Here is a 22,807-nt window from a genome sequence, read left to right as displayed (position 1 = left end):
GCGGGGTCGTCGGGTTGATCCATCTTGGAAGGTGTGCTGATGCGGGGCAAGTTGTCGGTGCTGTTTCGGAAACGAGTATTTGTCGCGGTGTCGGTGGTCTGCCTTTCGTTGTTGGCGACCGGCTTGGTATTGGGGCGTAACGGCGATCTGCCCTGGCAAAAAGAAGACGATGCCGCGCCGAAGCGGGTGTGCTTTGACGCGCTTTCCGGGGCGGAGGTCACGCGTTTCGTGAGCGGATCGACTACCGGAAAGCATGGCAGCATCCGAAACGGTGAATCCCGCGAACCGGTAAGCGCAACCTTCACCGGTCAGGTCGGCTGCTACGTCACCGTGCCGACGGCGGCCGGGGCGGTCCGCCCACAGAACACGTTCATCAGCCATCCCGACGGAAATGACCGCGCGGCTTTCGAGTTCAAGATGCCGGTGGTCACTTCGCTGGAGAGCATGACCTGGCAGAACTTCCCGAGTGGCGCAACTCCCCTTGGTGGCGGTCTCAGCGGCGCGGTCGCCGACAACGCCGCGTGGGTCCGGGTGCCACGATGCGAGAATGCGCCCGCGAATCTGCGTGACGTGCCGCAGTTCGCCATGCTGAGCATGCTTCGGTCCGCCGATGCCCCATCGAACGACGTGCGGCCGATGGTGGCTTCGATGCTGACCCGGTTGGTGAACCGTTCGCTTGAGGCCATTGGTTGTCGGGAGCGGATTCCGGATCTTGACATCTCTTCCGGGCCGGTGCGCAGGACACCGCTCGCACACGACGGGGCCTGCCTGCCGATTTCCGCGGGGGAGCTCGGAATCTCGGACACAACCGGCTGGACCCGGGAAAGCTTCACGACCGCTCCGGATATCCTGTCCTGGTGCGATGTTTTCAACGAGAAGGGCGAACGAGCGCTTCGCTTCACGAAGGTTCATCGTCTTCTTGCCGGACCACTGGCTCAGCCGAGCCAGAGGTTCGCGAACGGGAAAATCCTCGAGTGGGGTTGTGAATCCGTTTCCTCGCTCAGGGATTACGACACTCCGGTGCGTGGCCTCGAACGTTTGGACGACCGACTGCGCTCGCTGGACGAACTGAAGGCCGCCATCGTCGCGGCTGCCCCCGAACCGGCTGCTTGCGCGGTCCCCGCGAAATAGGTGTCGACCACCTTGTCGCGCTCAAGCTCGCCCGGCGCGCCGATCGGACCGTGCTGATCCACGACCTCGCGGGCACGATTCGAACGCGCGGACCCCTCACCGGTCCCGGCATCCGTGCACCGTTGGCCGTCCTGCTGTACCGCCTGGACGAGGCGATCGAGGTGCACGCGACCATGCGGGAGACGTTCCGGCGATTCGTGGGCCCGGACCCGATGCCCGAGCCCGCGGCCGTCTGCGATTGCAAGGGCGGCCGGCGCGGTGAGGACCGCGAGGGTCGGCCCATCCCGTGCACACTCTGCAAGCCGCGCTACGGCAACCACGCACCGCTGTTCTGACCGTCGCGGTGGCGGCCATGCGGTCCGGTTCGGGCCGTTGTACGTCAGCGTCGGTCGTAGGGGCCGCCGCCGTGGTGGTGGTAGGTCGGCGGAGCGGGGGGCGCGGTGGGCCACGGAGGCGCGACGGCCAATTGCCGGCGGGCGAGTTCGCGGGCTCGGCGGCGGCGCATGGTGATGACGGCGGCGCCGGCGACGAGGGCGGCTGCGGCGATGGTTCCGACCAGGATGGGGACGAGGAGGTTGTTGCCGTCGTCGGACTTGGCGGCGGGTGCCGCCACCGGCGGAGTGGTTTGGCTTGGCGCGGCGGGTGCCGCGGCCGAGGGGGTATTCGGGGCGGCCGTCGTCGGCGCCGTGGTGGGCTTGTCGCCGCGCACGCCGATCAGCGGGTTGACGTCGGCGGGACCGGGCGTGTCGGTGGCGGCGAGGGCCTTGCGGGGGCTGACGGCGCCGTAGCCGAAGGTGTCCGAAGGCACGGGCTCATTGGGCCGATTCGCGGTGTCGAGCAGCCGCCGGATGACCTGGTTGGCAGTCCAGTCGGGATGCACGGACCAGACGAGCGCGCCAACACCTGAGGTCAGGGCGGCGGCGTCGCTGGAGCCGGTGCCACGGCAGTAGTGGGTCTGCGTGACGCAAGCTCTGGGGATGTCTTGTCCGGGAGCCGTGAGCGAAATCCACGACCCTTGGACACTGTTACTGGCCGGCGAACCTTCACGATTCACTGCGCTGACGGACAGAACACCTGGATACGCGCCGGGGTACACCGGTACACCGTTTTGGTCCTCCGGCGTATTGCCGCCGGCCGCAACCAACAGCTTCCCCTTGCTCAGTGCGTATGTGATGGCATCGCTAAACGCTGGGGAATACGTTCCTGAACCCACCGACAGGTTGATGATTTTGGCTGGGGAGTCGGCGGCGAGGCGAACACCTTCAGCCAAGGATGTTTGGTCGAGTCCTCCGATGGGACCAGGGGCGGTGCGGAAGGGTAGGACCTTGGCACCCGGAGCGACGCCGAAGACGCCTTGGCCGCCACCTGCTTGACCCTGCCCCACGATGAGACTGGCCATTCCGGTGCCGTGCCCCTCTACGTCCCCGGAAGTGCTCAGACTCGGCAAAGTCTGTCCGACGAGATCCAGATGAGTGGCGTCTACGCCCGAGTCGATCACGGCAATCGTGACTCCGGCACCGCGCGTGGTTTTCCAGACGTCATCGATCTTCCAGGTGTCCAAATACCACTGCTGTGCCCGAATGGACTCTGCAAAAGCAGGTGACGCAAACCGACCCGCGCCGATCACGATGATCAGGAGCACGCCGAGCGTGACGGACATCCGGGAAGCTCGGGTGAGGCGTCCGCTCATGCGGCGGTGGTGTCCTTCCTAGGGCGATGGCGCGGGCGCCGGTCAGTCGATGACCGGTGGGACCACACCCGGTCGGCGTGGGCCGTCCCAGACATTGTCGTCATCTTCTTCGGAGCGAGGGGCACGACGTGGGATCTGTTCCGAGCGTGCGCCGCCGGTAAAAGGTGTCCGCCGGCCAGGAGCTTGCCTCGGAGCCTGGTTGCCGGCACCTTCCGACGCCGGGTCACCGCTTTCCACGGGCAGGGCTCGCAGCCTGGGTGAGTGCCGATTGGACGGGGTTCCCGAGACGTTTCCGACGGAGCCCCCCCCGGGACGCCGCGAGCCTGCGCCCGGAGCCCCCGGTCGAGGACGGGCCAGCGCCGCCCGCGGCGCCTGGAAATCCCGGCATCCCGGGGGCGCGTCCAGGGGAGCCGGTGCCGGAAGAACCACCGGGACCGAGTGGGTTCGGGGTGCGTGTTTCGGGACGGGTGGTGAAGGACCCGCGTCCACCGCCGGTTCCCGGCGGCGTACCGCCACCGCGTGGCGGGGATCCAGGTGAACTCCCGCTTCCACCCGGCACCATGCCCGGGACGCCTCCGCTGCGTGAAGAGGGGCTGCTGGTGCCTCCGCCCCCGCCCCCGCCGCGCGGGCCGGATCCGGGGGCGCCGCCGGTGCGGCCGGCGCCACCGCCGGGAGGCGTGCCGGGAGTGGTCCCCGAGAACGGTGGAATGCCGCCCGGCAGGCCGAGCCCGGGTCCGTTACCGCTTGGCGTGGTCACCGGTGCAGGGCCGCCGGAGACCTGCGGCGTCCAGGGAGCACCGGTTGTGGGATCGGGAGCAGTGAGTGAACCGGCGCCTTGCAGATTGGTCGACTGAGGTACGAATGAAGTGTTGGCCCCCGTCGTGGTGCCGCCAGGGCCTCCGCTGCCGGGCGTGGAGCCTGGCGGGGCGGAGTAGATCCCGGAACTCGGCTGGCCTGCTCCTGAACGTGACCCGGCTGAGCCGGAGCCACCACTACCGGAGCCCCCACTGCCGGAGCCCCCACCGCCCGAGCCCCCACCGCCCGAGCCGCCGGTTGGCCCTTCGATGGCTGTGTAGTTGTCTCGGAAATTGTCTCGGAAATTACTAGGCGGTGGCGGAAACACAGGCGCCGGCATCGCCTTCAGGTCCTGTGCCGTAACCCGATACGTAGAAGCCAACATCCGCATCTGCGCCACCGCCTCGCGGTGGGCCGCGTCGACCTGGGCCTTGGCGTCCTGTTGGGCCTTGATCGGGTCCACACCGCCGGGAGGGGTGCCACCGGCGGCCTTGGTCGTCACGGCTTGGGACACCAAGGCCACCGGGCCCTGGTTCGCCGTAGCCAGGACCGTCGGGTCCATGCGCTGTGGCATCCGGGCCTTGGCCACGACAATCTGTTGGCCTATGTGATTGACGTGGGTGCTGGCAGCTGCGACGTAGTCGCCGAGTCCGGCTGCTGCGGCGGTCAGGCCGCCGGCCCAGGAGCGGAAGCTCTCCGCACTGGGACCCTCCCAGACACCGTCCAGGGCCTGGATGCACTTGCTGAGGCCCTCCGTCGCCGTCTGGATCCGCCGCGCTGTGCCAGTCAGCTTCTCCGCGTAGCCTGTCAGCGCCGAAGGACTCGCCTGCGCGATCATCGCTTGCAGCTGTTCCAGGGAAAAGCTGTCGAAGTCGGTTTCCCCGCCGCCCGGTCCGTTGGTCGGCGCGCCTTCGGAATGCACCATCAGATCCTCCCCACGACGCCTGGCTCCCGTAGCCGCGTCATCCCAGATCCACCTTGCTGGTTGCCGGCGGTGTCCCCGGCGCCGATCCCGCCACCACGGGCGCCTGCCCACCGCTACCGATCCGCTGCAGCACCTGATTCAGGGACTGGCGCGTGTCGTCGTCAACGTCGGCCGTGTTCGCGCCCGTGACCTTGATCCCCAACTTCATCGCCGTAATCTGATCCTGCAACTTGTCGATCAGTTGCCGCAATTGAGTTGCCGTCTCCGTGATGACCCCACCCATCATCGGCGCCTCGGCAAACGACACCCCAAGGTCGCTCGCACCGATCCCATGGTCCCCCGGGTTGGCCCCTGTGTCCGGGCCGACCAGATCGGTCAGGACGCCCTCCAGCGCGCTTTGAAACTTCTCGAGCATCTCCAGGCTGATCTGGAAACCGGATCCCGCCATAGCCAACGCTTCCCCCGCGCTTGATGACCTTCGGCCGTGACCCTCCCCGGCGCACGTCGAACACGCCTGCGTGCCACAGTGCCGACCATTGATCCATGAACCATCAGCGGATTGCAAGAGGAGGCTGACGTTCCGTTATAACTATTCGGATGGCCGGGTCGGCATACCGGCACAAAGCGGGGCCCGGGCGGTGTGCCCGGGCCCCGAATGTGGTGTTGTGGGTCGGTCAGGTTTCCGCCAGCCAGGCCGTCTGGATCAGTTCGACGCCTCGGCGGCGGGTGATGAACTGGCCGCGACCCGGCGGGAGTTGGGCCGGCTTGACGTTGGCCATCAGGGCGCCCTCGTCGCGGTTGCCGGACAGGATCAGGCCGGACGTGCCCAGGTCGAGGAGCTTTTGCAGGACCGGCTCGTACAGGGCCCGGCCCGCGCCGCCGCTGCTGCGGGCGATGATCAGGTGCAGGCCGACGTCGCGGGCCAGCGGCAGGAACTCGGCGATGCTGCCGACCGGGTTGCCGCTCGAGGAGGCCACCAGGTCGTAGTCGTCGACCAGCAGGAACAATTCGGGGCCGCTCCACCAGCTCCGGTTGCGCAGCTGATCCTGGGTCACCTCCGGCCCGGGCAGGCGGCGTTCGATGCCGCCGCGGATCTCGTTCATGAACGAGGTCAGGGCCGGCGCCGCCGCCGCGTACTCCAGCAGGTGCGACTCCGGGACCACGTCCAAGAGCGTGCGCCGGTAGTCGGACACGATGATCCGGGCCTCGGCCGGCGTGTACCGCTCGGAGATGCCGCGCGCCAGCAGCCGCAGGAAGTTGGTCTTGCCGGACTCGCTCTCGCCGAACAGCACGAAGTTCGTGTCGACGTTGAAGTCCAGGTACACCGGGCTGAGCGTCGCCTCGTCCACGCCGATCGGGATCGGCCGACCGGGCACCTGCGCGGGCGTCGGCAACTGCTCGTACGGCAGCAGCATCGGCAGCACCCGCACCGGGGGAGCGGGCGGCCCCGCCCACGCGGCCTTGATCGCGCCGACCATGGCCGCCATGCCCTCGCCCAGGTCCTCCGCCGAGGACGCCCCGTCGATCCGCGGCAGCGCGGCCAGGAAGTGCAGCTTGTCCGGGGACAGGCCGCGACCCGGCGCGCCGGTGGGCACGTTCGCCGCGAGCCGCCGGTCGACCTCGGACTCCATCGTCTCGCCGAGTCGCAGCTCCAACCGGGTCTGGATCTGGTCCTTGAGCGCGGGCCGGATCTCCGGGTGCCGGGACGCGGTGAGCACCACGTGCACGCCGAAGCCCAGGCCGCGCGTGGCGATGTCGGTGACCTCGGCCTCGAGCGCGTCGAAGTCGTTCTTGAGGGTCAACCAGCCGTCGACGAACAGGAAGACGTCGCCCCAGGCCTCGTCCGGCAGCGTCCCGGCGGCACGGCGCCTGCGGAAGGTGTCGATCGAGTCGATGTTGTTGACCCGGAACATCTCCTCGCGCCGGTCCAGGATGCCCTTGACCTCGCTGACGATCCGGCGCACCCGCTCGGCGTCGAGCCGGCCCGCCACCCCGCCCACGTGCGGCAGATCGCTCAGCGCGACCATGCCACCGCCGCCGAAGTCCAGGACGTAGAACTGGACTTCGGCCGGCGTGTGGGTCAGCGCGAAGGAGGCGATCATGGTGCGCAGCAAGGTGCTCTTGCCGCTGCGCGGGCCACCCACGACGAGCGCGTGGCCGGCCGCGCCGGACAGGTCCGCGTACATCACGTCGCGGCGCTGCTCGAACGGCTTGTCCACCAGGCCCAGTGGCACCACCAGCCGGCCGTTCGCGCCCCAGTCGGGCGAGGACAGCCCGCGATCCGCGGTGGCCTGAAGCGGCGGCAACATCTGGTCGACCGAGTTCGACTCGGCCAGCGGCGGCAGCCACACCTGGTGCGCGGGCGGACCCTGGTTGACCATCCGGCGCACGATCACGTCGAGCACGGTGTCCGCGAGCGCGCTGTCGATGTCCGGTTCGGGTTCGGGCTCGGGCGGCAGGTCCGGCTGCCGGTTCCACATGTTCGCGGCCGTCCACTGGCTGCCGAACAGCACCGGCATGGGCGCGCCCGACTGGTTGCGCCGCACCCGGTCGGAGGCCCGGTAGGTGCCGGAGACGTACGCGGCCTTGAACTGCACCATCGACTCGGTGTCGAACTTGAGATAGCCCGCGCCGGGCACCGACGGCAGGTGATAGGCGTCCGGTACGCCGATCGCCGCGCGGGACTCGGCGGCGGAGAAGGTACGCAGACCGATCCGGTAGGACAGATACGTGTCCAGGCCGCGCAGCCGGCCCTCCTCCAAGCGCTGCGACGCGAGCAGCAGGTGTACGCCCAGCGATCGACCGATGCGACCGATCTGGATGAACATGTCGATGAAGTCCGGCTTGGCGGTAAGCAGTTCGCTGAACTCGTCGATGATGATCACCAGCGAGGGCAGCGGCTCGAGTGCGGCGCCCGCGACCCGCGCGCGCTCGTAGTCGTGCATGTTGGCGTAGTTGCCCGCCGAACGCAGCAGCTCCTGCCGCCGGTTCAGCTCGCCCGTGATCGAGTCGCGCATGCGGTCGACCAGGGTCAGGTCGTCGGACAGGTTGGTGATCACCGCCGCGACGTGCGGCATGTCCGACATCCCGGAGAAGGTCGCGCCGCCCTTGAAGTCGGCGAGCACGAAGTTGAGGATCTCCGAGCTGTGCGTGGTGGCCAGGCCCAGCACCAGGGTGCGCAGCAGCTCGGACTTGCCGGAACCGGTCGCGCCGACGCACAGGCCGTGCGGGCCCATGCCCTCCATCGCCGCTTCCTTGATGTCCAGCATGATCGGCTCGCCGTTCTGGCCGATCCCGATCGGCACCCGCAGCCGGTCGTTCGGCGGCCTGGGCCGCCAGGTCTGCGACACGTCCACCTGCGCGGCGTCACCGATGCCCATCAGGTCGGTGAAGTCCAGGTTGGCCAGCAGCGGCTCGTCGTCGTCGTTGGCCGACAGCCGCAGCGGGGCCAGCTTCCGGGCGAGCGCCTCCGCGTCGCCCGCCGACAGGAAGTCGGGCATCCCCTCGTACGCACCCGCCGTCGACTCCAGCGTCAGCCGGTCCTCCTCGGCGATGATCGCCAGTCCGCCGCGCAGTTCGTCCAGCGGACCGGGCACCACCTCGACGATGGTCACGCCCTGCAATCCGTCCGCCCCCGCGAGCAGCGAGTTGGCGGGCACGCCGCCGCCGTCCAGGACCACCACCAGGTGCGGCTGGTCCAGTACGGGCTGCGCGCCGGCCGCGAAGCGCGAGCGCCCGGCCAGGTCCTCGGCCAGCCACTCCTCGATCTCGCCCAGGTCGCCCGCGATCATCCGGATCGAACCCGCGCCGTCCGACTGCGACGGGTGCTGCACGTGCGGCAACCACTTCAGCCAGTCCCAGCGCGGCAGCGAGTTCGCGTCCGTGGCCACCACGATGCGCACGTCGTCCGGCGAGTGCAGCACCGCGAGTTGGCCCAGCATTGCCCGAGTCAGTCCGTACACCCGCTCCGGCTCGCCGGAGACGGTCAGGTGATAGAAGGAGCGCAGCGACACCGCCATCGGCAGGTCGTCCAGCGTCGCCTGGGTGCGCAGGAAGCGCCGCATGGCGTCCGCACACAGCGGCTCCAACTCCTCCAGCGGCGCGGTGCTCGGCGCCACCAGCGGGGTGGACAACTGCTGCTGGCCCACGCCGACCCGGACCTGTCCGAAGTCGGCGTCACCGGCCCGGCGTTCCCAGATCCGCCGTTCGCCCGCCGCCACCGACCACAGCTGCGCCGGGTCCGGGTGCGTCCACAACTGCGCGTCGCGCTGCTTGCGGGCGGTCCGACGGACCTCCTTGCGCTGCTGGGCGAGGTACTTGAGGTAGTCGCGTCGGGCATCGAGCATTTGGACCCGATTGCCACCACGCGACTTGATGATGTTGGCGACCACCATGACCAGCGACGAGATCATCATCATGCCGCCCATGACCATCATCATCTTCGGCGCACCAGGCATGAAGAAGAAGCCGGCCGAGCCGAGCATGCCCATCATCGGGAGCACGCTCATGATCCAGTTCTGGTCGGTCGGTCGCTCCAGTTCGGGCGGTGCCTGGAGCTGGATCTCCTCCGCCGGCACAGGAGAGGGCAGCACCCTGGGCGGGCGCTTGACGATGACCACGGTCAAGGTGAATCAGCCTCATCCGTCGCGAGGATCCCTGGACATGGATCGAGCCCGCCGCAGAACACGGAAAAGGAGCAGGTGATGTGAGTCAACCCACCCCGTCAGGGTCGTCTCCATGCACACGTGAACCGGTTGAGCCGTTCGTGTGTGCGCCGCATACTACTGGCCGACCCCGTCGGCGCCAGCGGCCGGCCGTGTCGCGGCTATAGAGTGCGTCGTCATCCCGGCCCCTCGGGGCCGCGGGACACGGGGCAGCTACAAGCAGGGGGATCTGCACAGGTGAACTCCACGACCACGACGGTCACCACCGGGTTCGCCCGGATCACCGTCATCGCGCCGGACTGCCGAGTCGATCTCGCGCTGCCCGAAGAGGTCCCGCTCGCGGAGCTGTACCCGGAGATACTCCGGCTGTCCGGGCAGACCCAGCGCAACGGCGCGGTGACCGGCTTCCAGCTCACCCGGTTCGACGGCGAGCCCCTGGACAGCGCGCTCACCCTGGCCGGGCAGAACGTGCGCGACGGCGAATTGCTGCGCTTCACCGCGCTCGCGGACGCCCCGCCGCCGCCGGTCTACGACGACGTGGCCGACTCGGTGGCCACCTCGGTCGCCGGCGACAACCGGCTGTGGACGCCGGAGATGTTGCGGATCGCCGGCTTGTCCGGTGCGGCAGCCTTCTTCACCCTCGGCGCCATCGCGCTCTGGCGGATGACCCCCCTGCCGCACGGCCTGCCCGCCATTGTCGGCGGCTCGCTGGCCCTGGTGCTCACCGTGGTCGCGGGCGTGCGCTCCCGGGTGTACGGGGACCACGTGGGCGGCGCCGTGCTCGGCCTCGGCGCGCTGCCGAACGCCTTCCTGGCCGGCCTGGGCGCGATCGAGCCGCCGGTGCGCGAGGGCCCCGGACGGGTCCAGTTCCTGGCCGCCTGCGTCGCGGTCCTGGTGATCTCCACGCTGATCGCCGCGCTGCTGCCGGAGCGCGGCGCCGTCTACATCGCCGGCGCCGGGGCCGGCGCGCTCGGCACGTCGGCCACCTTCGGCCTGATCACCTTCGAGAGCGGCCCGCGCGAGGCGGCGGCCGTCGCCGGCACCGTCGCGATCGCGATGATCGCCTTCCTGCCCTCCTGGGCGGCCCGCCTCGCCCGCCTGCCGATCGGCTTCCTGCCCTCGGACGCGCCCACGGCCCGGCAGAGCGACACCCTCGACCACGCCGACGTCGCCGCGCGGGCCCGCAACGGGCACGAGCTGCTCAGCGGCCTCACCGGGGCGTGCGCGGCTGTGATCGTCGTCTCGTGTGTCGTGCTGGGCAACGTCGACACCATGTGGACCCGGATCCTGACCGCCGTACTGGCCCTGGTCACCCTCGGTCGCGCCCGCCTGTTCAGGCACACCACGCAGGTCACCGTGCTGTACACGGCCGGCCTGCTCGGCCTCGCGATGCTCTTCGTCGGGCTGAGCCTGGACACCGGATTCCTGGACAAGGAGCGCCAGGGCTGGATCTTCGCGCTGGTGTGCGCGGTCGGCGCGCTGCTCGCGATCGTCGCGACCACCGTGCCCACCCGCGGGCTGTCCCCGTTCTGGGGGCGGCTGATGGACGTGCTCGAAGGCATGCTGATGGTGTCCGTCGTTCCGCTGTGCCTGGCGGTGCTGGATCTGTACGACAAGCTGCGGAACATCACAGCCTGATGCGCTCCTGCTAGGGTTGTCCGTATCCCGGAGCCGCGTGCCCGGGATGCGCGCTGCCCACGGGCCGCGCGCCCGCACCATGTGAGCCCCGTTGCCTCCGTGAGTCAGACCGGGGGCGCTCACCACCTTGCAGAGGGAGAACACGTGTCGCTCGACACCGCAACGAAGAAGCAGATCATGGCCGACTACGCCACCAAGGAAGGCGACACCGGCTCCCCCGAGGTGCAGGTCGCGATCCTGAGCTACCGCATCAACGAGCTCACCGCCCACCTCAAGGAGCACAAGCACGACCACCACAGCCGCCGGGGCCTGCTGCTCCTGGTCGGCCAGCGTCGTCGCCTGCTCGGCTACCTGGCCAAGAAGGACATCGAGCGCTACCGCACGCTGACGGACCGCCTGAGCATCCGCCGCAGCGGCGTCGGCATCCGCTAGTAACGCACGACGGGGGAGCGGCTTTCGCGAGCCGCTCCTTCGCCGTATCCGGACACGGTCTTTGTAGGCTGTATTCCGCGCGCGGGTATCCCGCGCTGAGATAGAACAAGACAATACGAAACCGCTCGCGCTCGAGCGGGACGAACAAAGACTGGGAGCGCCGCGTCGCGACCAAGGCGCCGACCTACAGCGCCGGTCCTCGGTAGTGGCCCCCGGGTAACGCACCCGGGTGCTTCGATCGAAGACCGGCTCGGCCGGCCCTTCAGGCGTCATGCGCCGCGGACCTCCCTCGAAACGAACGAGGAGGGTACCCGTGGAGGGTCCCGACATCAGCTTCGCCGAAGCAGTCATCGAGAACGGCACGTTCGGCAACCGCACCATCCGCTTCGAGACCGGCCGGCTGGCCCGGCAGGCCGCCGGCTCCGCCGTGGTCTACCTGGACGACGACACCATGGTGCTCTCGGCCACGACCGCCTCGAAGCGCCCGAAGGACCAGCTCGACTTCTTCCCCCTGACGGTGGACGTCGAGGAGCGCATGTACGCCGCGGGCAAGATCCCCGGCTCGTTCTTCCGTCGTGAGGGCCGCCCGTCCGAGGACGCCGTCCTCACCTGTCGCCTGATCGACCGTCCGCTGCGCCCGTCCTTCAAGAAGGGCCTGCGCAACGAGATCCAGATCGTCGAGACGATCATGGCGCTCAACCCGGACCACCTGTACGACGTCGTCGCGATCAACGCGGCCTCGATGTCCACCCAGCTCGCGGGCCTGCCGTTCTCCGGTCCGATCGGTGGCGTCCGGGTGGCGCTCATCGACGGCACCTGGGTCGGCTTCCCCACGCACACCGAGCTCGAGCGCGCCGTGTTCGACATGGTCGTCGCGGGCCGCGTGCTCGAGGACGGCGACGTGGCGATCATGATGGTCGAGGCAGAGGCCACGACCGGCACGATCGAGCTGGTCAAGGGCGGCGCGGACGCGCCGACCGAGGAGGTCGTCGCGGACGGCCTCGAGGCGTCCAAGAAGTTCATCAAGGCGCTGTGCGCCGCGCAGGTCCAGGTCGCCGAGAAGGCCGCCAAGGAGACCGGCGAGTTCCCGGTCTACCTGGACTACCAGGACGACGTCTTCGAGGCGCTGGCCGCCGCGGTGACCGACGAGCTGTCGGCCGCGCTGACCATCGCCGGCAAGCAGGCCCGCGAGAGCGAGCTCGACCGCATCAAGGACTTGGCCGCGGAGAAGCTGCTCCCGGCGTTCGAGGGCCGTGAGAAGGAGATCGGCGGCGCGTTCCGCTCGCTGACCAAGAAGCTCGTGCGTCAGCGCGTGCTGCGCGACAAGGTGCGCATCGACGGTCGCGGCCTGACCGACATCCGCACCCTGTCGGCCGAGGTCGAGGTCATCCCGCGCGTGCACGGCTCGGCCCTGTTCGAGCGCGGCGAGACCCAGATCCTGGGCATCACCACGCTGAACATGCTGCGCATGGAGCAGATGCTCGACACGCTCTCGCCCGAGACGCGCAAGCGCTACATGCACAACTACAACTTCCCGCCGTACTCGGTCGGCGAGACCGGCCGCGTGGGCTCGCCCAAGCGCCGCGAGATCGGCCACGGCGCGCTCGCCGAGCGCGCCATCCTCCCGGTCCTGCCGGCCCGCGAGGACTTCCCGTACGCGATCCGCCAGGTGTCCGAGGCGCTCGGCTCCAACGGCTCGACCTCGATGGGCTCGGTCTGCGCGTCCACGATGTCGCTGCTCAACGCCGGTGTGCCGCTCCGGGCGCCGGTCGCGGGCATCGCGATGGGTCTGATCTCGGACGAGGTCGACGGCAAGACCGAGTACGTGTGCCTGACCGACATCCTCGGTGCCGAGGACGCGTACGGCGACATGGACTTCAAGGTCGCCGGCACCAAGGAGTTCGTCACCGCGCTCCAGCTCGACACCAAGCTCGACGGCATCCCGGCGTCGGTGCTCGCCGGTGCGCTCAAGCAGGCCAAGGACGCCCGCCTGCACATCCTCGACGTGATGATGGAAGCCATCGACACGCCGGACGAGATGTCGCAGTTCGCGCCGCGCATCATCACCGTCAAGATCCCGGTGGACAAGATCGGCGAGGTCATCGGCCCGAAGGGCAAGATGATCAACCAGATCCAGGACGACACCGGTGCCGAGATCACCATCGAGGACGATGGCACGATCTACATCGGTGCCTCGGACGGCACCTCGGCCGAGGCCGCGCGGGCGACGATCAACGCGATCGCCAACCCGACGATGCCCGAGGTCGGCGAGCGGTACCTGGGTACGGTTGTCAAGACCACCACGTTCGGCGCGTTCGTGTCGCTGATGCCCGGCAAGGACGGCCTGCTGCACATCTCGCAGCTGCGCAAGATCGCCGGCGGCAAGCGGGTCGAGAACGTCGACGACGTGATCAAGGTCGGCGACAGGGTGCAGGTCGAGATCGCCGAGATCGACCAGCGCGGCAAGCTGTCGCTCGTCCCGGTCATCGAGGGCGAAGACAACGCCGAGGCCTCCGAGGACGCTGCCGCCAAGTGACGTCCTCCTCGTCGAAGAACCAGGTCGCTGCGTCCGCGCAGCGGCCTGGTTCCACGAAGACCCTGCTGCGTGACGCGGACGGCACCGGAGCCGTCCGTCGCACCGTCCTGCCCGGCGGCCTTCGGGTGATCACCGAGAACATGCCGTCCGTGCGCTCCGCCACGTTCGGGATCTGGGTCGGGGTCGGCTCGCGGGACGAGACCCCCGCCCTGGCCGGCACCTCGCACTACCTCGAACACCTGCTGTTCAAGGGCACCGAGAAGCGCGACGCGCTGGAGATCTCGGCCGAGCTGGACGCGGTCGGTGGTGAGATGAACGCGTTCACCACCAAGGAGTACACGTGCTATTACGCACGCGTGCTCGACACCGATCTCCCGCTCGCGATAGACGTGATCTGCGACATGGTGACCGGCTCGCTGATCGACGCCGAGGACGTGGACGCCGAACGTGGCGTGATCCTCGAGGAGATCGCGATGAACGAGGACGAGCCCGGCGACCTCGTGCACGAGCTCTTCTACGACGCGATGCTCGGCGACGCCCCGCTCGGTCGCCCGGTGCTGGGCACGGTCGAGTCGATCAACGCGCTCACCCGGACCCAGATCAGCGGCTATTACAAGCGTCGCTACAAGGCGCCGAACATGGTGGTGACCGCCGCCGGCAACGTCGATCACGCCAAGGTGGTTCGCCTCGTCAAGAAGGCGTTCGCGCACGTGCGCGTGGACGAGGCGGCGGTGCCCGCCGCACCGCGCGCCGGCGGCCGCGGCGTCCGTGCGGCCGGCAGCGTACGGGTGCTGAACCGGCCGACCGAGCAGGCCCATCTGGTGCTGGGCATGCCGGGGCTGGCCCGGGACGACGACCGGCGATTCGCGCTCAGCGTGCTCAACACCGCGCTCGGCGGCGGGATGAGCTCGCGGCTCTTCCAGGAGATCCGGGAGAAGCGCGGCCTGGCCTACTCGGTCTACTCCTTCCACTCCGGCTACGCCGACCTGGGCGTGTTCGGCATCTATGCCGGCTGCCAGCCGAAGAAGGCCCGCCAGGTGATCGAGATCTGCCGGACCGAGCTGGACCGGGTGGTCCGCGAGGGCCTGCCGCAGGACGAGATAGATCGGGCCATCGGGCAACTGCGCGGCTCGACCGTGCTGGGCCTGGAGGACACCGGGTCCCGGATGAGCCGGATCGGCAAGAGCGAACTCGTCTACGGCGAACACCTGTCCGTCGACGAGGTGCTCGCCCGGATCGCCGCGGTTACCGCCGCCGAGATCCACGACGTGGCGAAGCACCTGCTCGCCGCGCGGCCCACCCTGGCCGTGGTCGGACCGTTCACCGACGACGGGGACTTCGCCGCCGCGTCCGCCTGATCGCGCTCCGATCGAAGTCGAAACCGTTCTGACTGGAGAGTGCACGACAACATGACTGCAATCCGGGTGGGTGTGATCGGTGCGGCCGGCCGCATGGGTTCCGAGGCGTGCCGGGCGGTCGACGCCGCGGCCGACCTCGAACTGGTGGCGCGCGTCGACGAAGGCGACGACCTCGCGGAGCTTGCGAAGGCGGGCGCGCAGGTCGCCGTCGACTTCACCCACCCGGGTGTGGTCATGGGCAACCTCGAATATTGCGCCGGCGCCGGCATCCACGCCGTCGTGGGCACCAGCGGCTTCACCCCCGACCGTCTGGCGCAGCTGCGCGAGTGGCTCGGCGAGAGCCCGGAAACCGGCATCCTGATCGCGCCGAACTTCGGCATCGGCGCGGTGCTGATGATGCAGTTCGCGGCCAAGGCGGCCCGCTTCTACGAGTCGGTCGAGATCGTCGAACTGCATCACCCGAACAAGCTGGACGCGCCCAGCGGCACCGCTCGCCGGACCGCCGAGCTGATCGCCGAGGCGCGCGGGCAGGCGGGCCTGGCGGACATGCCCGACGCGACGGTGGACGACCCGGACGGCGCCCGCGGCGGCAAGGTCGACGGCGTCCCGGTGCACGCGGTGCGCCTGCGCGGTCTGGTCGCCCATCAGGAGGTCCTGCTCGGCGACGAGGGCGAGATGTTGACCATCCGGCACGACTCGTTCCAGCGCACGTCGTTCATGCCGGGCGTGCTGCTCGGGGTGCGTCGTGTGGTCTCCGCGCCCGGCCTGACCGTGGGCCTGGAACACTTCCTCGACCTGGACTGAGCATCGTGAAGCAACGTGTCACCGCGCTCGTGCTGATCGCGGTTCTGGTGTTCTACGTGTTCCTCGTCGGGAGTCGCGGCCTGATCGCGATTCGCGACGGGGAGCCGGTCACCATCGTGCTCGGTCTGGCGATCCTGCTCGTGCCGGTGGTCGGCGCCTGGTACATCTGGCGTGAGGTGCGCTTCGGCTTCGCGATGCAGCGCCTGGCCCGCGAGTTGGAGGCCGAGGGCGGCCTGCCGCCGGACGAGTTGGACCGCACGCCGGGCGGCCGGGTGGACCGGGACAGCGCGGACGCGGTGTTCGAACGCCGCAAGGTGGAGGCCGAGGCCGCCCCCGAGGACTGGCGGGTCTGGTATCGGCTGGCCATCGCGTACGGCGACGCGCGCGACAACGCGCGTGGGCGCCGGGCCATGCTCACCGCGATCCGCCTGCACGCGGGCAGGGCGTCCGCGACCTCGGCCTAACCGGTCCTGGCCGGCCTTCCCGTCGGCGGCTCCAACGCGGCCAGCACCTGGGCCGACACCGGCGCGGCCAGGATGCCGACCACGGCGTCCACCAGGTCCGCGACGAAGGCCGCCGGCGGCAGTACGTCGTGCGCCTGCCCCTCGTGCACCCGCTGTTCGCGGTCGGCCGTGGCATGCACCGCCAGACTCCCGCTCAGCCGCAGCCGGTTGCGCCGCACGGCGGTCGGCAGATGACCCAGCGCGAGGTCGATCAATCGGCCGAACTCGGGCGAGCTGCCCTCCAGACCCATCGCCGGCAGCGCGTACGTGCTCGCGCCCATGTGCTGGTGCACGCGGGCCAGAAAGCGCAGGTAGAAACTGCCGCCGACGTCGATCTGTTCGGCCAGTGGTCGCACCATGGCCTCGGCCAGCGCCCTCGGCTCCTGATCCACGCCGGTCCGGACCGACTCGCGGACCAGGTCCTCGCGGTGTGCGTTGATCGTCGCGAGCCGGAACCCGAAGATCGCCCGGATCAACTCCTCCTTGTTGCCGAAGTGGTATTGCGCGGCCGAATTGTTGCGCTGACTCGCCGCGACACTGATCTGTCGCAGCGAGACCGCGTCGATTCCGTGCACGGCGAAGAGCCGCTCGGCGGTGAGCAGAAGGCGCTCGCGGGTCGGAGTTCGGCTCACGGCGCCCACGTTAAGACGGCTGACTTACCTTGTTCAATGGCGCAGCGGTGTGGTGTTCACCGTGTTCGCCCGCCGTCTCACGCCAAGACGTTCGTCCGCCGTCTCACTCCAAGAGGGAGAAGGGCCCGCCGATCCGCGCTCACCCCCCGGTGGCCACCGCCGTGTGCAGCCGGGCCTGTCGGATCACCGACCGGCCCGCCTCGTCCACCCACAGTTCGCGCGTTGCGCCGTCGGGCGCCCACCCGGTGCCGACCAGGAAGTCGTACAACGGCTTGTCGCTCTCCAGGACCCAGGTCACCAGCGTTTGCACGCCGTCCGTCGCGGCGTCCGCGACGACCGCCGTCAGCAGCCGGGACGCGTGGCCCTCGCGCTGTCGTGGCGGGTCGATCACCAGGATCGCCAACTCGCCGGTGTGAGCCGGGTCGAGATCCTCGTCCGAGCCGGGTACCAGGGCCGCGAAGCCGGCCACGGTCGGGCCCGCGCAGGCCACCAGCAGGCGGTGGCGGGGCGACGGTGGCGCGAGCGCCGCGTCCTCCCACTCGGCGGCCAGCGCCTGCGGCGTGGCTGCTTCCAGCGCGGCGGCCGGCAACACGCCGGTGTAGGCGTCGTGCCAGGCCCGGGCATGCGCGGCGCCCAACGCGGCACCGTCGCCGGCGTGGGCCGGGCGGACGTACGGTTCGGTCATGTGGCGCCCCCATCGTCGAGTTCGCCCGATTCTCGCGCGCCCGGGCGACCTGTGTCCCCCGCTCACCGAACGCCCACACGCGTGGGCGACACGCGGGACAGGCGCTCCCGACCTCGCGCGCGGCGTGCGACGCTGTCCGCCAAGGGTTGGTGGGCGCGGCAGCGGAGGATGGTCATGGGGGTCCGGATCCGACGAATCGCCCCGGCGTGCGCGGTGATCGTGCTGCTCGCGAGCGGCTGCATGGTCGGTCCGACGATCGACGACGAGAAGCCGAAGGCGGCTCCCGCGGGCGCCACCGGCAATCCTGCGGATCTGCCGGACAAGAACCCGACGGGCGGTTCGGCGCCGGGTGCACCGCCTTTTGGCGCGGCGGTTCCACCCGGCCAGGTCCCGCCGAAGCAGGGCTCGCACACGTACTCGAACGGGCTGACGGTGGCCACGCTGCCGCTCGTGGTGACCCGCACGGCGAGCGTGCCGAACGAGAAGCGCGAGACGGTCGACGTCGCCGTCCCGATCAGATACACCAACCGAACCGGCTCCAACCTGGTGGCCGACCTGTTCGGCGTGACGCTGTACGCCGGGCCCGACGGGTTGCCGTGCGGGCCCGCGAAGATCGGGCCCGTGCGCGGCGGCCCGGATCAGGCGGCGCGCAACGCCGACACGGTGCTCACCTACAACTTCGCGGTGCCCCGCGAGCTGGTCGGCAGGCTGGTGATCCAGGTGCAGCCGTTCATGTCCCGCCTGGACAAGGCATCCTTCGAGACGTCCGTGGCGCTGCCCGCGGGCGCCGCCACCCGGCCCGCCGAGGGTCCGGCGAGCCAACCCGGCACGGTGGTGGTGCCGCGGTCCACGCCGACGGCCGGCGGCTCGGCCACGGCGTCGGCCACGGCGTCGAGCGATGTCGGTGGGCGTGGTTAGGCTTGAGCGCCCGTCTCACCCGAACCGCATCGACGAGGAGCAACTCCGCGTGACCGAAACACCCCAGGAGAATCCGTCCGCCATCCGTTTCCGCAGCGACGTCACGGTCGAGCTGATCAAGCACAGCGCCGCCGACCAGGACGTGTTGTGGGCGGCTCGGGTCTCCACGGCGGGGGAGAAGTCCCTCGACGAGCTCGAAAAGGACGCCTCGCGGTCCAAGGGTCTGATCAACTTCCTGATGCGGGACAAGCACGGCAGCCCCTTCGAGCACAACTCGATGACGTTCTTCGTGAGCGCGCCGATCTTCGTCTTCCGGGAGTTCCACCGGCACCGCGTCGGCTGGTCGTACAACGAGGAAAGCGGCCGCTACCGCGAGCTGCAGCCGGTGTTCTACGTGCCCGCCGAGGACCGCAAGTTGGTCCAGCAGGGCAAGCCGGGCGCCTACGTCTTCGTCGACGGCACCCCCGAGCAGTACAAGACGGTGGACAGCGCGACGCGCGAGTCCTACGAGGCCGCCTATGCGGGCTACCAGCGCATGTTGGAGGCGGGCGTCGCGCGCGAGGTGGCGCGCACGACGCTGCCGGTGGGCCTCTACTCGTCGATGTACGCGACCTGCAACGCGCGTTCGCTGATGCACTTCCTCGGGCTGCGCACCAAGCGCGAGGACGCGACCTTCCCGTCCTTCCCGCAGCGCGAGATCGAGATGGTCGCGGAGAAGATGGAGGCCGCGTGGGCCGAGCTCATGCCGCTCACGTACGCGGCGTTCAACACGAACGGGCGAGTCGCGCCATAGGTATTGACCCGTCCGAGTGGTCAAATCGGCACATAGGGTGACATCGGAAATTTTTCGCCCGAATCCCTAAGGTTTCGCCATCAATGGTCGATACTGAAAGGGATCAGACGCTGCTCGAACCCCCGAGCGGGCAGCGTCTGGTCCTTTCTTTTGTGTCGACTTTTGTGGCGGCTCTCGTGCCGCCGCGCGCGTGCGGCCGGCACCCGGACCACCGCGCGCGGGGCCGGCGAAGTCTCGGGGAATGCGTGCGCGAAGTCGCGGTCGACGTGCCGGTCGAAGTGCCGGTCGAAGTCTCATAGGGCGGGTGCTACCCGCAGGTCAGGTGTGCGCCCGGTACGGTTTGGGCCATGGCTCCGACGTCTACCCCCCAGACCCCCTTCGGCCGGGTCCTCACCGCGATGGTGACCCCCTTCACGGCCGACGGTGCGCTCGACCTTCCCGGCGCCCAGCGCCTGGCCTCCCATCTTGTCGACGCCGGCAACGACGGACTCGTCGTCAACGGCACCACCGGCGAGTCGCCGACCACGAGCGACGCGGAGAAAGAGCAGCTGGTCCGGGCGGTGCTGGAGGCCGTGGGCGATCGCGCGTTCGTGGTCGCCGGAGTCGGCACCAACGACACCCGGCACTCGGTCGAGCTGGCCCGGCAGGCGCAGGCCGCCGGCGCACACGGTCTGCTCGTGGTCACCCCGTACTACAACAAGCCTCCGCAGGAGGGCCTGTACCGGCACTTCTCCGCCGTCGCCGACGCCGCCGAGCTGCCGGTGATGCTGTACGACATCCCCGGTCGCAGCGCCGTACCGGTCGAGACCGAGACCCTGGTCCGGCTCGCCGAGCACCCCAGGATCGTCGCGAACAAGGACGCCAAGGGCGACCTCGCGTCCGCGAGCTGGGTCATGGCGCGCACCGACATGGTGTACTACAGCGGTGAGGACATGCTGAACCTGCCGCTCCTGTCCATCGGCGCGGTCGGTGTGGTGAGCGTGGTCGGGCACCTCGTGTCGGCGGAGCTCCGCGCGATGATCGACGCCTACGTGGGCGGCGACGTCGCCAAGGCGCGCGAGATCCACCAGCGTCTTCTTCCGGTGTACACCGGCATTTTTCGTACCCAGGGCGTGATCCTCACCAAGGCCGCTCTGGGATTGCAGGGCCTGCCCGCCGGGCCGCTGCGGCTGCCGCTGATCGAGGCCACGAAGGCCCAGATCGCGCAGCTGAGGCAGGATCTCTCGGCAGGTGGGGTAGAGCTGTAAACAGGAATATCTGTAAGTAGTGCCCCGGGCGGGTACCACACCCGCCCGGGCCGAACACGAGCTTTTGCGCGTCCCCGTACGACCGTCCAGGACGGCCGGGCGGCGGCACGTGGCGAGGAGAGAACTTGAGCCATCCCCATCCCGAATTCGGCCCGCCGCCGGCGCTGCCCAAGGGCGGCCTTCGGATCACCCCGCTGGGTGGTCTCGGGGAAATCGGCCGAAACATGACCGTCTTCGAGTTCGACGGCCGGCTGTTGATCGTCGACTGTGGGGTGCTGTTCCCCGAGGAGGAGCAGCCCGGAGTCGACCTCATCCTGCCGGACTTCAGCTCGATTCGGGATCGCCTCGACGACATCGAGGCGATCGTCCTGACGCACGGGCACGAGGACCACATCGGTGCGGTCCCGTATCTGCTCCGCGAGAAGGCCGACATTCCGCTGATCGGGTCGAAGCTGACCCTCGCGTTCATCGAGGCCAAGCTCACCGAGCACCGCATCCGGCCGTACACGCTGGAGGTCAAGGAAGGCGACATCGAGCGGCTCGGTCCGTTCGAGTGCGAGTTCATCTCGGTGAACCACTCGATTCCCGACGCGCTCGCGCTGGCCATCCGCACCGAGGCCGGCACCGTCGTGCACACCGGCGACTTCAAGATGGACCAGTTGCCGCTGGACAACCGGCTGACCGACCTGCCGGCGTTCGCGCGCCTGGGCACCGAGGGCATCGACCTGCTGCTCGTGGACTCCACGAACGCCGAGGTGCCCGGCTTCATCCCGGCCGAGCGGGACATCGCCGGTGTGCTGGACCGGGTCTTCGCAGACGCCGACCAGCGGATCATCGTGGCCAGCTTCGCCAGCCACGTGCACCGCATCCAGCAGGTGCTGGACACCGCGTACGCCTACGAGCGCAAGGTCGCCTTCGTCGGCCGCTCGATGGTGCGCAACATGAAGATCGCCGGGGAGCTCGGCTATCTGAAGATTCCGGCCGGGCTGGTCGTGGACGTCAAGACGTTGGACGACCTGCCGCCGGACGAGGTCGTGCTCGTGTGTACCGGCTCGCAGGGCGAGCCGATGGCGGCGCTGTCGCGGATGGCCAACCGCTCGCACCAGCAGATCCGGATCGTCGAGGGCGACACCGTGGTGCTCGCGTCCTCGCTGATCCCGGGCAACGAGACCTCGGTCTATCGGGTGATCAACGGGCTGACCCGTTGGGGCGCCAAGGTCGTGCACAAGGGCAATGCCAAGGTGCACGTCTCCGGCCACGCCTCGGCCGGTGAACTGTTGTACTTCTTCAACCTCACCCGGCCGCGCAACCTGATGCCGGTGCACGGCGAGTGGCGCCATCTGCGCGCCGCCGCCGACCTGGGCATCAAGACCGGGGTGCGCAAGGACCGGGTGGTGCTCGCCGAGGACGGTCTCACCGTCGACCTGGTCAACGGCGTGGCCAAGATCACCGGCAAGGTGCAGGCCGGATACGTCTATGTGGACGGTTTGTCCGTGGGCGACGTGACCGAGTCCTCGCTCAAGGATCGCCGCATTCTGGGCGAGGAGGGCTTCGTGTCCGTGTTCCTCGCTGTGGACTCCTCCTCCGGCAAGGTGGTCGGCGGACCGACGATCACGGCACGTGGATCGGGCATCGACGACGCCCGGTTCGACGCGGTGGTCCCCAAGATCGAGGAGATGCTGCAGAAGGCGGCCGCCGACGGCGTGGCGGAGCCTTATCAACTGCAGCAGCAGGTGCGCCGGATCGTGGGCAAGTGGGTGTCCGACACCTATCGGCGCCGGCCGATGATTCTGCCGGTGGTCGTGGAGGTCTGATACCTCGTCGACGACGCGCACAGGGCCCGCTACGCATTCTTCGTAGCGGGCCCTGTGGCATTTGCGGTCGAGGGCGGCGGCGTGTTCTCGACCGAATGTGCGAGGTGGCGCGGGCTCGGGGTGGGGATGGCGGGTGCGGACTTCGGTGGGGAGCGCCGGAATCGGTGCGCAGTGGGTGGGAATCGGGTGCGGTTCGGGAGTGGGGCGGATGTGCCGCGGGCGGGAATCGGGGGGTTTTCGGC

General features: G+C 69.3%; 17 protein-coding genes. 12 read left to right on the top strand and 5 right to left on the bottom strand.

Going from position 1 to position 22,807, the window contains the following annotated elements:
- The first annotated feature begins 39 nt into the window (after positions 1 to 39).
- Entirely contained in the window at positions 40 to 1,131 is a 1,092-nt protein-coding gene (locus ABZS54_RS18570) for a hypothetical protein (protein ID WP_355536636.1), read from the top strand.
- Between the two features lie 50 nt (positions 1,132 to 1,181).
- A complete protein-coding gene (locus ABZS54_RS18565) occupies positions 1,182 to 1,466 on the top strand; it encodes a hypothetical protein (RefSeq protein ID WP_355536633.1) in 285 nt (94 codons plus the stop codon).
- A 44-nt stretch (positions 1,467 to 1,510) separates the two neighbouring features.
- On the opposite strand, the gene ABZS54_RS18560 is transcribed toward ABZS54_RS18565, so the two are convergent.
- The 3 genes from ABZS54_RS18560 to eccCa all read right to left on the bottom strand — a co-directional run bounded on the left by ABZS54_RS18560 (position 1,511) and on the right by eccCa (position 9,166).
- Positions 1,511 to 2,821 (bottom strand): S8 family serine peptidase, encoded by a 1,311-nt coding sequence (locus ABZS54_RS18560; RefSeq protein WP_355536630.1) that lies wholly within the window; start codon positions 2,819 to 2,821, stop codon positions 1,511 to 1,513.
- 1,757 nt (positions 2,822 to 4,578) lie between these two features.
- The gene (locus tag ABZS54_RS18555) at positions 4,579 to 4,989 is read right to left on the bottom strand and encodes a hypothetical protein (protein ID WP_355536628.1); all 411 of its coding nucleotides are present in this window, start codon (positions 4,987 to 4,989) and stop codon (positions 4,579 to 4,581) included.
- Between the two features lie 226 nt (positions 4,990 to 5,215).
- The gene (eccCa, locus tag ABZS54_RS18550) at positions 5,216 to 9,166 is read right to left on the bottom strand and encodes a type VII secretion protein EccCa (protein WP_355536625.1); all 3,951 of its coding nucleotides are present in this window, start codon (positions 9,164 to 9,166) and stop codon (positions 5,216 to 5,218) included.
- 276 nt (positions 9,167 to 9,442) lie between these two features.
- Here eccCa and eccD point away from each other — a divergent pair, with 276 nt between their 5' ends.
- The 6 genes from eccD to ABZS54_RS18520 all read left to right on the top strand — a co-directional run bounded on the left by eccD (position 9,443) and on the right by ABZS54_RS18520 (position 16,437).
- Positions 9,443 to 10,843, top strand: a complete 1,401-nt coding sequence (eccD, locus tag ABZS54_RS18545) for a type VII secretion integral membrane protein EccD (RefSeq protein WP_355536622.1) — start codon at positions 9,443 to 9,445, stop codon at positions 10,841 to 10,843.
- 144 nt (positions 10,844 to 10,987) lie between these two features.
- Positions 10,988 to 11,275 (top strand): 30S ribosomal protein S15, encoded by a 288-nt coding sequence (gene rpsO, locus ABZS54_RS18540; protein ID WP_020553079.1) that lies wholly within the window; start codon positions 10,988 to 10,990, stop codon positions 11,273 to 11,275.
- 313 nt (positions 11,276 to 11,588) lie between these two features.
- Complete coding sequence (locus ABZS54_RS18535; protein ID WP_355536619.1) at positions 11,589 to 13,811, top strand: polyribonucleotide nucleotidyltransferase; 2,223 nt, start codon at positions 11,589 to 11,591, stop codon at positions 13,809 to 13,811.
- Positions 13,808 to 15,169, top strand: coding sequence for a pitrilysin family protein (locus ABZS54_RS18530; RefSeq protein WP_355536616.1), 1,362 nt, complete (start codon positions 13,808 to 13,810; stop codon positions 15,167 to 15,169). Before ABZS54_RS18535 ends, ABZS54_RS18530 begins: the two co-directional genes overlap by 4 nt.
- Before the next feature lie 51 nt (positions 15,170 to 15,220).
- A complete protein-coding gene (gene dapB / locus ABZS54_RS18525) occupies positions 15,221 to 15,973 on the top strand; it encodes a 4-hydroxy-tetrahydrodipicolinate reductase (protein ID WP_355536613.1) in 753 nt (250 codons plus the stop codon).
- Positions 15,974 to 15,978: 5 nt separating this feature from the next.
- Positions 15,979 to 16,437 carry a hypothetical protein gene (locus ABZS54_RS18520; protein WP_355536610.1) on the top strand — a complete coding sequence of 153 codons (459 nt, stop codon included), beginning with the start codon at positions 15,979 to 15,981 and terminating at the stop codon, positions 16,435 to 16,437.
- Here the strand turns inward: ABZS54_RS18520 and ABZS54_RS18515 are convergent.
- Both ABZS54_RS18515 and ABZS54_RS18510 read right to left on the bottom strand, forming a co-directional pair.
- Positions 16,434 to 17,108: a helix-turn-helix domain-containing protein gene (locus ABZS54_RS18515; RefSeq protein ID WP_355536607.1), complete on the bottom strand. Its 675-nt coding sequence runs from the start codon at positions 17,106 to 17,108 to the stop codon at positions 16,434 to 16,436. The genes ABZS54_RS18520 and ABZS54_RS18515 overlap by 4 nt on opposite strands.
- A gap of 139 nt (positions 17,109 to 17,247) precedes the next feature.
- Positions 17,248 to 17,793: a GNAT family N-acetyltransferase gene (locus ABZS54_RS18510; RefSeq protein ID WP_355536604.1), complete on the bottom strand. Its 546-nt coding sequence runs from the start codon at positions 17,791 to 17,793 to the stop codon at positions 17,248 to 17,250.
- Between the two features lie 174 nt (positions 17,794 to 17,967).
- On the opposite strand from ABZS54_RS18510, the gene ABZS54_RS18505 reads away from it, so the two are divergent.
- The 4 genes from ABZS54_RS18505 to ABZS54_RS18490 all read left to right on the top strand — a co-directional run bounded on the left by ABZS54_RS18505 (position 17,968) and on the right by ABZS54_RS18490 (position 22,565).
- Positions 17,968 to 18,711: a hypothetical protein gene (locus tag ABZS54_RS18505; protein ID WP_355536601.1), complete on the top strand. Its 744-nt coding sequence runs from the start codon at positions 17,968 to 17,970 to the stop codon at positions 18,709 to 18,711.
- Between the two features lie 49 nt (positions 18,712 to 18,760).
- Positions 18,761 to 19,504 (top strand): FAD-dependent thymidylate synthase, encoded by a 744-nt coding sequence (gene thyX / locus ABZS54_RS18500; protein WP_355536598.1) that lies wholly within the window; start codon positions 18,761 to 18,763, stop codon positions 19,502 to 19,504.
- A 347-nt stretch (positions 19,505 to 19,851) separates the two neighbouring features.
- The gene (gene dapA, locus ABZS54_RS18495) at positions 19,852 to 20,751 is read left to right on the top strand and encodes a 4-hydroxy-tetrahydrodipicolinate synthase (protein WP_355536595.1); all 900 of its coding nucleotides are present in this window, start codon (positions 19,852 to 19,854) and stop codon (positions 20,749 to 20,751) included.
- A gap of 125 nt (positions 20,752 to 20,876) precedes the next feature.
- Positions 20,877 to 22,565: a ribonuclease J gene (locus ABZS54_RS18490; protein WP_355536592.1), complete on the top strand. Its 1,689-nt coding sequence runs from the start codon at positions 20,877 to 20,879 to the stop codon at positions 22,563 to 22,565.
- Positions 22,566 to 22,807 lie beyond the last annotated feature (242 nt).

The sequence above is a fragment of the Embleya sp. NPDC005575 genome, from assembly GCF_040605455.1.
Classification (GTDB): domain Bacteria; phylum Actinomycetota; class Actinomycetes; order Streptomycetales; family Streptomycetaceae; genus Embleya.
The sequence above is the reverse complement of the archived record's forward strand: the minus strand, read 5'-3'. Positions and strand labels throughout refer to the sequence as shown.